Raw genomic sequence first — 13,701 nt, 5'->3', positions numbered from 1 at the left:
TCGTTTATTTTACCCGTTTCAGTTTGATGGAACGCGAAACAGTAGGTGCAATCAGCGGGACCCGTTCGACCGTTACAAAGCTGGAATCCAGGCCAAATCCTTTTTCGTCCGACAGACTGAATTTCCTTAGCACGCTGTAAATATCCAATACGATACGCTCGGCAAAGCTGAACGACGCGCTGTTGGATATCACCTTTTCCAGGACAACAAAGCGGAAGTCGCCATCCATGTTCCGTTTCCGCAGCGTATCGAAGTTGCTCCGGATATCCACTTCGTGGTTGGCAATTAGGTCCTGTACCACCCTCCTGAACAATAAGCTGATCCGCTGCTCGTCGCGGAACCCAAGCCGGAAATCAACGCGGATCAATTTTCCGGGAACCAGGTGGGTTACTTTGTACTCGCCGGTATAGGGTGCATCGGTCACGTCGACATGGACCAGCCAGTAGATGTCGGCCCGTTTCGGTTTTTTGCGAAGAATGGAATAGATGATCTTTTCTTCGATTTCCGATTCAAAGTTGGCGCTGGTCAGGTAAACCAGCTGTGAGGCGTACAGCGGTACGGATTTATCTGATCCGAGCTCAGCGAGCACATTGTAGTAGTCTTTAATTTCGACAAAGCGGGTGTGCCGGTTTTTAATTTTCCGGGCCCACCACCAGCAAAGCATGACGCTGAAAAGCAGGGCGGTGATCAACACCGTGAGCCAGCCCCCGTGCGAAAACTTGGATACATTGCCAAAGAGAAAGCTGATCTCAATGGCCAGGTAAAATAACAGAAAGGCATAAGACAGGTATGCGGGTATCCGCTTATGCAATAAAAATACGGTCATGAGCACCGTCGTGACAATAAAGCTCAGGTTGATGGCCAGCCCGTAGGCTGCTTCCATTTTGGCTGACTCGCCGAAAATAAGGATAACAAGGATACAGCCGATCAGCAGGATCCAGTTGGCCGAAGGCACATATAACTGCCCCTTAAGCATGTTGGGGTGTACAATACGGACTTTCGGCCAGACATTGAGCCGCACCGCCTCGGAAACCAGGGTAAAGGCGCCGGTAATCATGGCCTGGCTTGCGATAATGGCTGCCGCCGTGGCTATGGAGATGCCAAACGGCAAAAACCAGGAGGGCATGATCTGATAGAACGGGTTGCCTGATGGCAGTGCTTCGCTGCTGAGCAGCCATGCGCCCTGTCCGAAATAGTTAAGCAGTAGACACAGCTTTACAAAGATCCAGGAGATGCGGATGTTGCGGCGGCCGCAATGCCCCATGTCCGAATACAATGCTTCGGCACCGGTGGTACAGAGGAATACGGCACCAATGATAAACAGCGCGTTGGGATGTTCGATGATCAACTGAACGGCATACCAGGGGTTGATGGCCCGGAATATCCCGGGAGCGTGCCACAATTGGGTGAGTCCAACAAATGCCATCATGCTGAACCATAACAGCATAACCGGACCGAAAATACGGCCGATTACGGCCGTACCGAAACGCTGGAGCATAAACAGGCAGCCAACGATTACCAGCACAATGGGCATGGTCTGCAGGCCGGGGTAAAAAATATCCAACCCTTCAACGGCCGACGAAATGGTAATCGCCGGTGTGATCATGCCGTCGGCCAGCAGGGCCGCACCACCCAGGATTGCCGGGAAAACGACCCATTTCCCCTGTTTCCGTACGAGGGAATACAGGGAGAGGATACCGCCTTCCCCCTTGTTATCGGCCCGAAGGGTAATGATGACGTATTTAAGCGTGGTCTGCAGCGTCAACGTCCAGAAGATACAGGATAGCCCGCCATAAATCAGGGCGGTGTCCAGCACACCCTGGCTGACAATGGCTTTAAACACATATAACGGCGAGGTGCCAATGTCGCCATAGATAATGCCCAGTGCAATGAGCAATCCACCTGCAGATAACGACTGTTTTACTTTACCGGCGTTCATTGCTTCAGAATTTGATGGCAAACTTAGCGTATTTTCCGGTTATCTTTTATATAAAATATAATCGGTCGCCAGCGGCTCCAGCCCGCTTTGCCTCAAATCGGTTGCGATCTGTCCGCGGTGGTAGGTTGAATGGTTAATCGTGTGGAACAGGATATCCTGTATTGTATTGCTGAATACATCGCCCTTGGTTGTGGCGTACTGGATTACCGCATCCAGGTCGCTTCCGGTAAGAATGGATTGGGTATCGCGGTAATTGCGGAGGTTCAGCGGCGCGAAGCCGTCCGGCGCATGGGTGTGCCAGACACCGAAGTCGTTCGGTTCGCCCAGGATCCTGCTATTCCAGACGTGCTGCGCATTGAGGATATGGCTGAATAGCTGGATGGTCCGGGCGCTCACGCGGTCGGCATGGCCGGCAATGTACGCCGCCAGCTGCTGGTTGCAATGATGGTTGTAGGTGAACAGTTCGCTGAAAAATGCATTCATGGTTTGATTTGCTTATCCGCCGCCGCTGACGTCAATAAAACTCCCGGTGGTGTAGGATGATTTTTCGGAAACAAGCCATAGAATGGCTTCGGCTACTTCGGTGGGATATCCGCCCCGTTTCATCGGTATACGGTCCTTAATCCGGTCTACTCGGCCGGCCTCGCCGCCGTCGGCATGAATATCAGTGTAAATGAGTGCGGGACGTACGGCGTTTACCCGGATGCCTTCTGCGGCGACTTCCTTTGACAGACCCACGGTAAACGTGTCAAGCGCTCCCTTGGTGGCAGCATAATCGATGTATTCGTTAGGGGAGCCGCTCTTGGCGGCGATGGAAGACACATTGACAATAACACCGCCCGGGCCACCATATTTAGTGGACATCCGCTTGACTGCCTCGCGGGCACAGCACATTGGACCGATGAGGTTCGCTTTAACGATGCGGTCCATACGTTCCACAGTCAGGTGTTCCAACCGCATCTGTTGTTCGAGAATGCCGGCATTGTTGACGAGTGCATATAAGGACCCCAGCTGCCGTTCTGTTTCGATAAATAGTCTTAGGATATCCGCCTCCTGGGTAACGTCTGCCTGGATGGCAATGGCCCGGCCGCCGTTACCGGTAATCTGTTCGACCACGGCTTCAGCCGCTGATCTGTTCCTGTTGTAATTTACACTGACGGCATATCCCTGGTAGGCAGCCAGCAGGGCAGTTGCCGCGCCGATGCCGCGGCTAGCGCCAGTGATCAGTATCGTTTTCATTACTGCAGTACGGTCTGAATAATATAATTCCAATAATACGAATCTTTTTTCGTTCCGGTGTGGATGGCCTGCAACTCATTTTTCAACCGGTACATCAGTGCGTCCGGACCAACGGATGGATAATACGTTTTCCCCATGATGTCAATTACCTCGATGGGCGATACCATCGCTGCCGTCCCAACCCCGAACGCCTCAATTGCTTTACCCGATAGAAAGGCCTTTTCTAATGCCTTATAGCTGATTTTTCGCTCTTCAACGGGTATACCCCCCGCGCGCGCCAGCGTAAGCAGGGAGTCACGTGTGACCCCATCGAGGATGCTGTCGGACAGCGGTGGTGTGATCAGTATACCGTCAATAACGAAAAAAATGTTCATGGTACCGGATTCTTCAATAAATTCATGGTGCGTGGCGTCTGTCCACAGCACCTGGTCAAAACCACCGGATTTTGCCTGCTGCGCCGGATAGAATGCGGCCCCGTAATTACCTCCGCACTTAGCTGCGCCGGTTCCGCCCGAGGCAGCGCGGGAAAACCGGGTCTCCACCTTCACTTTCAACTTACCAGTATAATAATCGGCCATTGGCATGCCAACGACTATAAACAGATATTCCTCAGATATTTTTACCCCTAAACGCGGCTCGGTAGCGATGACCAGCGGCCGCAGGTACAACGAGGTACCTGGTTTAGCAGGCACCCAGTCCTGGTCAAGTTCGACCAGCCGGTGCAGCGCATCAATAAACAGAGCCTCCGGAACGGCGGGCATGCCCATGCGGCCAAGCGATCTGTTAAGTCGGGCGTGGTGCCTGTGCGGCCTGAACAGGTGGATGTGGCCGGCTGCCGTGCGGTAGGCTTTTAACCCTTCAAATACGGTCTGGCCGTAATGCAGGCCCAGTGCAAGCGGACTAATGGTCAAATCGCCAAATGGCACGATCTGCGGATTTTGCCAGCCGCCATCGCGGAATGCTGCCATAAACATGTGGTCGGTTGGCGTGGCCCCGAAAACCAGGTGGTCAATATCCAGTTCGGTTATCCGGCTTTGCCGTGTTCGGGTAATGGGAATTGAAGTCATTGTATCCATAAGACGTGTTCATTTATCGGTGAATAAAACTTGTTGATCCATTGATCTGCATCACAAAAATGGATGAAAGTTTTTAACCTATACAGACACAATTTTGTTATTTTTGAGCATAACAGATTTTACGCCAGCACCCATGAAAAAAGACTTGCTATACCAGCGGATTGCTAAAAATATGGAACATCAGATCCAACATAATGTATTGAAGGTAGGGGATCAGTTACCCTCTATCCGTACGATGTGCCGTGAATACGGCGTAAGCATGAGTACCGTACTGCAGGCCTATTATGACCTGGTCGGGAAAGGGTTGATCGAGTCGCGGCCGCAATCGGGTTATTATGTTTCGTATTCCCATCGGAAATTTCCAACAGCACCCGAAACCAGTAATCCGGTCGGTACGCCCGGTGTTCAGGAAACAACCGCTTTAATCAGCAAAGTGTATGCTAACCTGGGATCGCATCATGACCTGTCGTTTTCGGTGGGCGTACCATCGCCGGCATTGCTGCCGGTAGCCAAAATCAACAAGGCGCTGGTGACCGCCATGCGCAGCCTTCCGGCGGGGGGTACGCTGTATGATGATATCCAGGGCAGCAGCCGGTTACGCAGGCAGATTGCACGGGCAGCTTTTTCGTGGGGAGGCAAGCTGGAGGAGCAGGACCTGGTTACCACGGCGGGATGCATGAATGCGCTGGCTTATTCGCTGATGGCGCTGACCGTGCACGGCGATACCATAGTGACAGAGAGCCCGGTATACCTGGGTGTACTGCAGCTTGCGCAAAGCCTGGGATTGCGCGTGCTTGAACTGCCCACCAATCCGATTACGGGGATTGAAATCGATGCACTGAAAAAGACATTGGAAACGGACAAGATTAAGCTCTGCCTGTTGACGAGCAATTTCAGCAACCCACTGGGCAGCTGCATGCCGGATGAGCACAAAAGAGAAGTGGTGCTGCTGATGGAAAAATACGGTATCCCCTTAATTGAAGACGATCTTTATGCCGACATTTATTTCGGTCATCACCGCCCGAAATCATGCAAAACGTATGATGAGAGCGGTATTGTGCTGTGGTGCGGATCGGTGTCAAAAACACTGGCACCCGGTTATCGGGTGGGTTGGGTGGCGCCCGGCAGGTTCAGGGATCAGGTGATGCGCACCAAACTTTACCATTCGGTTTCCTCGGCCACCCTGCCCCAGGAAGCCATTGCCAACTTTCTGGAAACTGGCCGGTATGAGAATCATTTACGGAAATTGAGAAGTACGCTCTATGCGAACCTGCTGCAGTACCTGCGCGCAATCAGCACCTACTTTCCCGAAGGAACAAAGGTAAGCCGGCCGGAGGGAGGCTTTTTACTGTGGGTAGAGCTGCCCAGGCAGGTACATGCCGTGCAGTTGTATGAATCGGCATTACGCTATAACATCAGTATTGCACCGGGCAGAATGTTTACATTGCAGCATCAATACCATAATTGCCTACGGTTAAGCTATGGTATATTATGGAACGATCAGGTGGAAGCAGGACTGCGTACGCTGGGAAAATTGGCCAAAAGGATGGTTTGATAAGTAAAAAAAACTAATTTTGATCACATCATCATTACATTATAACAATGAATATGGGAAAATTAGGGATGTTATTCACAGGAGCTTCATGTGTGGCCGGCCTGCTAGCCTGCCAATCACCGGACAAATCAGCAGTGGACACGTCTGCTGAATCGGAAATCAAGATCGATCAATTTGCCGATTTAGAAATATTGCGGTATGATGTGCCGGGTTGGGATGCCCTGCGCCTGGAACAGAAAAAGCTGGCCTACTACCTGTATCAGGCCGGCCTGTCGGGCCGCGATATCATTTATGACCAGCGGGGAAAACACAACCTGACCATCCGGAAAACGCTTGAAGCCATCTGGAATAATCCGGACACGGAAAAAAAGGGCGACGAATGGGAAAAATTCAGGACTTACAGCGGTCGTGTCTGGTTCAGTAACGGCAACCACCACCACTATTCGAATGACAAATTCGTGCCGGAATGCTCGTTTGATTATTTTGCGACACTGGTAAAAGCCTGCGACCCCGCAGCCCTTCCTTTGCAGGAGGGCGAAACGGTAGACGCATTTGTGAACCGGCTCCAGCCGGTCATATTTGACCCCAACGTAGACCCCAAAATGGTAAACCTCACGGCTGGTATAGACCATGTGGCACAATCGTCCAATAATTTTTACGAAGGGGTAACCCAACAGGAGGTGGAAGCGTTTTACGCTGGATTTCCGGATACCGGCCATGATCCCGAATGGGGCCTGAACAGCAAAGTCGTCAAGGAAGGCGGTCGCCTTACTGAACGGGTATGGCGGTCGGGGGGTATGTATGGGACGGCCATAGACCAGGTTATTTTCTGGCTGCAGAAGGCCATTCCGCTGGCGGAAAACGACCAGCAGAAAGCGGCACTCACGCTGCTGGCGGAGTATTACCGCACCGGCGACTTAAAAACGTGGGATGAATATAATAAGGCGTGGGTACAGGATACGACAGGCACCATCGACTTTGCCAATGGCTTCATTGAAGTGTATAACGATGCCATTGGTGTTAAGGGCAGCTACGAAGCGGTATTATCGCTGAAGGATTTCGAAAGTACCAAACGCATTCAGGCGATTGCCAATGAAGCCCAGTGGTTTGAAGATCATTCTCCGTTGCAGCCCGAACACAAGAAAAAGGAAGTGAAGGGCATCAGCGCGAAAGCAATTACGGTAATTGCCGAGGCAGGCGATGCGGCACCAAGTACGCCCATTGGCATTAACTTGCCCAATTCGGACTGGCTGCGAAAAGAATATGGTTCCAAATCCGTGTCCTTAAGTAATATTGTGCATGCGTATAACGAAAGCAGTGCGAACAGCGGATTTCTCGAGGAATTTGTGGGCGACCAGGCAAAACTGGAACGCATGAAGCAATACGGGACGCTGTCCAGCGACCTGCATACCGACATGCACGAATGTATCGGACATGCTTCAGGCCAGATCAACCCCGGCGTGGGTACGCCGGATAAGACACTGAAGAGCTATGCCTCCTGCCTGGAGGAAGCGCGTGCCGACCTGGTTGCGCTGTACTACATCCTGGATCCCAAGCTTGTTGAAATCGGTGTGATGCCGACCCTTGAAGTGGGCAAGGCCGAGTACGACAGCTACATGATGAATGGCCTGATGACACAGCTGTCGCGCCTGAAACTCGGTGATGATATCGAAGAGGCACACATGCGTAACCGGGCACTGAATGCGTACTGGGTGTATGAGAAGGGTAAAGCCGACAACGTGGTTTCGTTTGAAAAGAAGGACGGGAAAACGTATGTGCAGGTGAACGACTATGATAAACTGCGCGTGCTGTTTGGCGAGTTGCTGCGGGAGATCCAACGGATCAAATCGGAAGGTGATTATGAGGCGGGGAAAAACCTGGTGGAAACGTATGGTGTAAAGGTTAACCGGGAACTGCACGAGGAAGTACTTGGCCGTTACGCCAAGCTGAATCTGCGACCCTATAAGGGCTTTGTTCAGCCGCGGCTCGTAGCCGTGGAAGAAAACGGGGAAATCGTGGATGTACGGCTGGAATACGTTACTTCGTTCGTTGACCAGATGCTGGAATACGGTAAAAATTATTCGCTTTTGCCGGCAGTGAATTAGGCGCTGCATCCCTAAAGAAAACGCCGGTATATGATTTCCATATACCGGCGTTTTCTTTAGGGGCATACTGCACGCACGCCGTTATTTTTTGTTGCTTTTCGTCGCTTTTTGTTTTTCAGTGGCCAGGTTTTCGGCTATCCGCTCCGCGACCAGCCGGGTAATGAGTTCCCGTGGAAACGGTTCGTCCCAAGGGAATTGGATTCCTCCTTTGGTGAGCTTGTACGCAGCTAACTGATCGTTGAACGTTTCTTTCATGGCCTGACTGACCGGATAGAGCGCCCAGTGGTTTTTCCATGCGCCAAAATAAATCAGCACACCGTGGTAACGGTATGCCGGAATCTGGTAGCTGATGGATTCCTCAACCCCCGGGGCTGCATTTTTAATAATGGCCCTGACCTGCTCGAGTGTGGCCCGGTGGCCACTATCGGGAACGGAAGCGATATATTCCGCCACATTGCTGGCCTTGTTTGTCTGGATTTTTTCCATTGCATTTAAGAGTTAATGGGCACCATGCCTATACAAATATAAGCGGTATCGCCGCGTATCGAAATGGGGAAATATGTCAACATGGGAGGCGATTCACGACAAGGAGACGCTTATCGGGCGGCGTTTTCAGTTAAATTTCAGTTTAGAGGGGGACTTTTACCCCATATCCGGTCATATCAATAGCGTGGACTGGTGATCAAGACAGTAAATCTAAAATCAAAGGAATCAGCATGAAGTTAAACCGAAGAAATTTTCTGGGTACGGGTGGCCTGGCTTTGCTTGGGGCTTCCCTTTCAGGAGTTAGCTGCAGTGAACCGTCCGGCGCGTCGGCGGGCAATGCTGCCGGCACCTTTCAGCCGGAAGGCTGGAAAAAACTATTACAGGAGGCCAACAAGTATCCCAAACTGGATGCCCATAACCACATCTGGGAAGGGAGCAATGCAGACCAGATTAATGAAAGCTGCGAGCTGCTTGGGATTACCCGGGCGGCATGTTCCATTCCCGGCGGTAAAACGCCGGAAGCAATCCGGGCCAATAATGACGCCATTATCAAAGGCATGAAGGCCTACCCTCAGCGGATTATGGGCCAGTGCTATATTGATCCCCGTTTCAAAAAAGAAGCGCTTGAGGAAATTGACCGTTGCGTAGACCAGGGTATGGTGATGCTCGGCGAGCTGTATGACAGCGTCCGGATCAGCGACCCACTGTACTACCCGATTGTGGAGCGGTGCATCAAGCATCGGATTCCGATGATGCTGCATGGGGTAACCACACTGGGAAACTGGCGTCCGGGTTACCTGCCAACCAATCCGCCGAACTCCTCCCTGCCGGATGATTTTGTGGAAATCGGTAACCGGTATCCGGAGGCGATGATTATCTGCGGCCATATCGGCGGAGGTGGGAACTGGGAATACATGTGCAGGGTACTACAGCATGCGCCTTCTGTCTTTTTGGATACCAGTGGCAGCGTCAGTGATGAAGGCATGATCGACATGGCTGTACAGTACCTGGGGGTAGACCGGCTGCTCTTTGCCACGGATATGAATTACGAAACCGGGGTGGGGAAGATCATGTGGGCGAACCTAACCGAATCCGACCGTAAAAAAGTGTTTTTCGAAAACTTCAATAACTTATTAAGAAAGGCTGGTAACCATGTTAATTGATATAAGCGGCTATACGGGCCACTGGCCTTTCCGGAACCTCAGGGGAAATACGATTGCCGGTCTGCTTGCCCGGATGAACCGGTTTGGTGTGGATAAGACCATTGTTTCGAATCTCAATGGTATCTTTTATGTTGATTCCCAGATCGGCAATGAAGAGCTTCACAATGAACTTCAGTCGGATGCCATTTTTAAGGATCGCTTTATCCCTTTTGCGACAATGAATCCGGTGTTGCCTTGGTGGCAGGATTCCCTGAAAATATGCCACGAGGAATATGGCATGAAAGGTATCCGGATTTACCCCATTTACCACGATTATAAACTGACGGACAGCCGGTGCATTGCCATGATAGCGGCGGCGCGCGACCGCGGAATGCCCGTATCGATCGCATTGCGAATGACTGACCTGCGGGAGCGGTCGTGGCTGGATGTCGACAAGGCGTTGAGTTATAATGATATTGCTGAGGTGATCAGCCAGGTTCCGGATGCCCAGTTTATGGTGCTGGATGCACGGATTACCGACGATCAGGAGGCTACTACCGCCGATGCGCTGGCTGTTTTACAGCAGGCTGATGTCTTGTTTGATACTTCCAGGGGCAGCGGTGTTCCTGTAAAAGGACCCAACAGCGAAAGCCTCCGCTACCTGGTAAGCAGCTTCGGTGCGGAACGGATCGCCTTTGGAACGGAAACCCCGTTTGTGGATTATTGTTCGCCCTTTTTCAGACTGGGCGTATTTGAGGAACTCAACGAAACGGAAAAAGAATTGGTGTGGTCGGGTAATGCCCGCCGTATGCTTAAGATCTGACAGCAGCACGCACGGTTTAATTTGGTTTACAGCTAGTATCTTGATTTTTGAAAAATATAAGCCTCATAAATATGAAAAAACACATAGCACTTTACTTTTTTTCCAGCCTTTGCTGGCTGGGTGTACTGGGCCAGGAACGCATCGACCGGGTACCCTATGAATTGTTCAACGATTTTGAAACCGGAGAGCTTTTCGGGTGGGAAACGTATCCCTATGCGCAGGATATTGCCTTTGACGCGCTGTATGCGGCAGCAAAGTCGCCTACACACAATGATAGCAAATACGCACTCGCAAGGCCTTTTAAGGCACACGATACGAATGAACTATACCAGGGCTTTACGCGCCGGTTAAACATGTATACCACATCCGATACCCGGGTACGGGCGGCGGTTTATTTTCAGAGCGACCGTGATGCGGGATCCCTGGAGCTCTCGATCGGTACATTTGACGGCAAGCGGTACCGCTATAACATTGCCAATCCCAAGGCCAATACCTGGCTCGAGCTTGATATTCCCATTGCAGACTTTAAACTGGACAACGCGTCGCTCAAAGCAGGTGAACACATCCAGGTGATTACGTTAAAAGGCACTTATCCTGTGGTAAACTACCTTTTTACGTATACCATCCTAATGGATGATTTCAAGATCAACGGCATGCGTGATCGGCGGTTCGTTGCGGAAAATCCGGCCTCGACAAACCTTGAAATGTTTGATGAGACCATACTCGACAAACATTTTTTTTATGGGGAAAACATCGGACTTAGCGTATCCCCCGAAGGAAATGCCAGCCTGAAAGAAGTAACAGGTACCCTGCTCGACAGTCGCGGACAGGTAATAAAAGACCATATCCGGTTTACTAAAACGGGTGATCAGTGGACGAATAACGCGATCTATAAACTGCGTAACAACGATGCGCCGGGACAATGGGCAATCCGATTACGGGGGACCGATGCCCAGGGCGGGGAATTGACTGATGTCATGCACTTTCTTATGCCCGGAAACCGGGTTAACCAACATCCGCGCCTCTATTTTTCTGCCGAAGAGCTGGCCCAGAAACTGGCAAGCCAACAATCTCCTGTTGCTAAGAAAATTCTCGATCAGGCGCTGGCCCATAAAGATTTCATGAATGTTGATGTGGATGCCATACAGGAAGGGAAAGACTATACGGAAGAGAACCTGGTGGGTGGACCCCATGCCAAGAATTCGGTTGGATTTGATGCCTATGCCACCTGGAACGGACCAAACAGCAGGTTAGCAAGGGTTATTGAGGAGGGGAGCTTCTATTATGCATTTACGGGCGATAAAGCGGCAGGGGAGCAGGCGAAGAAAGCGCTGCTGAAACTTTGTTCTTTTTCTAAATGGAATGCGGATTGGATGCTGGTCAGAAAGTTCTGGACCTATTATCCGGTTGGCTATACCATTAAACCGGTCGCCTATGGATACGATATGCTTTATGATTTGCTTGACGAATCGGAACGGGCGCTGGTAAGGAAGGCAATTATGGATAAAGGCTTGAATCTGTTCTACAGGGACATGGTTGAAATGAACCGCATGCCTTCCAATCAAACCAATCACATTGCCGTGCTGGTTGCCGGTTTTGGGCTTGCTGCCACGGCTATATATGGCGATGACCCGGCTAACCCCTACCTGGAACCCATCCTCTCCGGTATTATCACGAAGACAAGAACGTTTATGGACCGGACGTATTACCAGGACGGTAGTTACGGGGAGCCCAAAACAGGGTATATGCATATGGCAAGCCGCGACCTGGCTGAACTGCTGCCTGCACTTGAGCGTAATTTCGGGGTGGATTTGACGACCACGACTAATTTTGAAAACTTCTATAAATATCCGATGCAGGCAAGTTTTTCCGACGGGCTGATGCAGGATTACGGAGATGGGGGCGGAACAAATGGTTCCCGCGTTGATCTGGGGGCGCAGGATCATGCCTGGTGGCTCGTTAACCGGACCAAAAACCCGTACATCTATAGTTACGTCAAACCATTTTGGGAAGCCGGTAAAGGAGGGTACCTGAGTTACCTTTGGTATCGCGATGATATTACGCCCATCGCCCGCGAGACGCTGCCAAGTTCTAAATTTTTCTCTGCACAGGGGATGGTCATGCGTTCCGGGTGGGACGACGGTTCAACGATTATCTCTACACGGGTAGGCCCGAACTCCAATCATTATCACTATGACCAGGGCAGTTTCCAGATCATGAAAAATGGCGAGCCGCTGTTAACAGACCCGGCATACGGGCCACTTGGGTATTACGCTAACCTCGAATACCTGAGTTATCACGTTCAGGCGATCGCGCATAACGTGATGCTCGTGGATCATGACCCAGAAAGCCAGGAGCCGGCACATTATGACAATGGGATCAAGGCGCTACGGGACTGGCCGCGTGCTCAACGGTTCTTCAATGGCAAATACGCCGATGGTATAACAAGCGACCTCAGTTCGGTATATAAGGGTAAACTGGAAAAATATAACCGTACACTGCTATACACGAAAACCGGACCCTTATTTCTTTTTGACGAAGTGAAGAGCAAATCACCCGAAGGACATGTATACAGCTGGATGTTCCACACGCCGCCCAACGACGGTGAACAGGCAACGGTTAACTACGAAGCAGGACATATGACGGTCGTCCGGCCGAAATCAAGGCTGACCATGGATGTGGTTTCGCCGGAGATTGTATCCGCTAAAAGCTACGATAAAGGTGTTGGAAAAGTATTTTATGAATCGTTCCTCGCGCTTGCCAGTAAACCCGCATTGCAGGAAGTTAATTTCCTGGCCGTCATGCTTCCGGAAGGTAAGCCGGAGAACGGCACTTTTGGCGAAAGCCCGGTAACTACGCCGTTGACTATTCCGGGCTGGGCTGCCGTGAAAATAGCACATGCCGCAGGGTCCGATATTGGTTTCTTTAAGACCGGGAACACGGAAACTGCAGGAGATTTTACCACTGATGCAGGAAAATTCACGGTGTCTTATGACAAGGTCGGTGCACTGCGCATGGTTTATTTTGAAGGTTCGTCGATCACCGGGAACGGTATTGGGTTGACTGCTGATCAACCGGTTATTGGTACGCTGGCCAAGCACGATGCCGCCTCTGAGCTCGAAATTAAATCGGAATCGGGTTGCAGTATACAGGTCCTGTTATCCGGTAAACCGGCAGCTGTGCAGCTGGACGGAAAAACGTTTAAGGATTGGCAGTACGACAGTGCAGCCAACCGATTAACGGCTAAGCTGCCCGCGGGTACCGTAACATTAAAAATAAACTAATAATTGGAGGCGGTTCATTCAGCGGTTCATCCGCGGATGAACCGCCTGCTTT

The 13,701-nt window shown here is 51.1% G+C and carries 10 protein-coding genes; 5 read left to right on the top strand and 5 right to left on the bottom strand.

Annotation, left to right across the window (positions count from 1 at the left end; all coding sequences use genetic code 11):
• Positions 1-4: 4 nt before the first annotated feature.
• Genes NEV57_RS05040 through NEV57_RS05025 form a run of 4 tightly spaced genes read right to left on the bottom strand, consistent with a single transcriptional unit; the run spans position 5 to position 4,254 of the window.
• Entirely contained in the window at positions 5-1,939 is a 1,935-nt protein-coding gene (locus NEV57_RS05040) for a KUP/HAK/KT family potassium transporter (protein ID WP_257657211.1), read from the bottom strand.
• 39 nt (positions 1,940-1,978) lie between these two features.
• Positions 1,979-2,422, bottom strand: coding sequence for a DinB family protein (locus NEV57_RS05035; RefSeq protein ID WP_257657210.1), 444 nt, complete (start codon positions 2,420-2,422; stop codon positions 1,979-1,981).
• 12 nt (positions 2,423-2,434) lie between these two features.
• On the bottom strand, positions 2,435-3,178 hold the full coding sequence (locus tag NEV57_RS05030) for an SDR family oxidoreductase (RefSeq protein WP_257657209.1): 744 nt from the start codon (positions 3,176-3,178) through the stop codon (positions 2,435-2,437).
• Positions 3,178-4,254 carry a branched-chain amino acid aminotransferase gene (locus tag NEV57_RS05025; RefSeq protein ID WP_257657208.1) on the bottom strand — a complete coding sequence of 359 codons (1,077 nt, stop codon included), beginning with the start codon at positions 4,252-4,254 and terminating at the stop codon, positions 3,178-3,180. Before NEV57_RS05025 ends, NEV57_RS05030 begins: the two co-directional genes overlap by 1 nt.
• Before the next feature lie 133 nt (positions 4,255-4,387).
• Here NEV57_RS05025 and NEV57_RS05020 point away from each other — a divergent pair, with 133 nt between their 5' ends.
• Both NEV57_RS05020 and NEV57_RS05015 read left to right on the top strand, forming a co-directional pair.
• Entirely contained in the window at positions 4,388-5,809 is a 1,422-nt protein-coding gene (locus NEV57_RS05020) for an aminotransferase-like domain-containing protein (RefSeq protein ID WP_257657207.1), read from the top strand.
• Positions 5,810-5,862: 53 nt separating this feature from the next.
• Entirely contained in the window at positions 5,863-7,914 is a 2,052-nt protein-coding gene (locus tag NEV57_RS05015) for a dipeptidyl-peptidase 3 family protein (RefSeq protein ID WP_257657206.1), read from the top strand.
• A gap of 81 nt (positions 7,915-7,995) precedes the next feature.
• Here NEV57_RS05015 and NEV57_RS05010 read toward each other — a convergent pair whose 3' ends face one another.
• Complete coding sequence (locus NEV57_RS05010) at positions 7,996-8,400, bottom strand: iron chaperone (protein ID WP_257657205.1); 405 nt, start codon at positions 8,398-8,400, stop codon at positions 7,996-7,998.
• 230 nt (positions 8,401-8,630) lie between these two features.
• Between NEV57_RS05010 and NEV57_RS05005 the strand changes: the two genes are divergently transcribed.
• The 3 genes from NEV57_RS05005 (at position 8,631) to NEV57_RS04995 (ending at position 13,649) form a co-directional block, all read left to right on the top strand.
• Positions 8,631-9,563, top strand: coding sequence for an amidohydrolase family protein (locus tag NEV57_RS05005; protein WP_257657204.1), 933 nt, complete (start codon positions 8,631-8,633; stop codon positions 9,561-9,563).
• A complete protein-coding gene (locus NEV57_RS05000) occupies positions 9,553-10,365 on the top strand; it encodes an amidohydrolase family protein (RefSeq protein ID WP_257657203.1) in 813 nt (270 codons plus the stop codon). Before NEV57_RS05005 ends, NEV57_RS05000 begins: the two co-directional genes overlap by 11 nt.
• A gap of 71 nt (positions 10,366-10,436) precedes the next feature.
• Positions 10,437-13,649 carry a DUF4962 domain-containing protein gene (locus NEV57_RS04995; RefSeq protein ID WP_257657202.1) on the top strand — a complete coding sequence of 1,071 codons (3,213 nt, stop codon included), beginning with the start codon at positions 10,437-10,439 and terminating at the stop codon, positions 13,647-13,649.
• Positions 13,650-13,701 lie beyond the last annotated feature (52 nt).

Source organism: Parapedobacter lycopersici (genome assembly GCF_024643285.1).
Lineage (GTDB): Bacteria > Bacteroidota > Bacteroidia > Sphingobacteriales > Sphingobacteriaceae > Parapedobacter > Parapedobacter lycopersici.
Note: the sequence above shows the minus strand (reverse complement) of the source record. Positions and strands in the feature narration are given on the sequence as shown.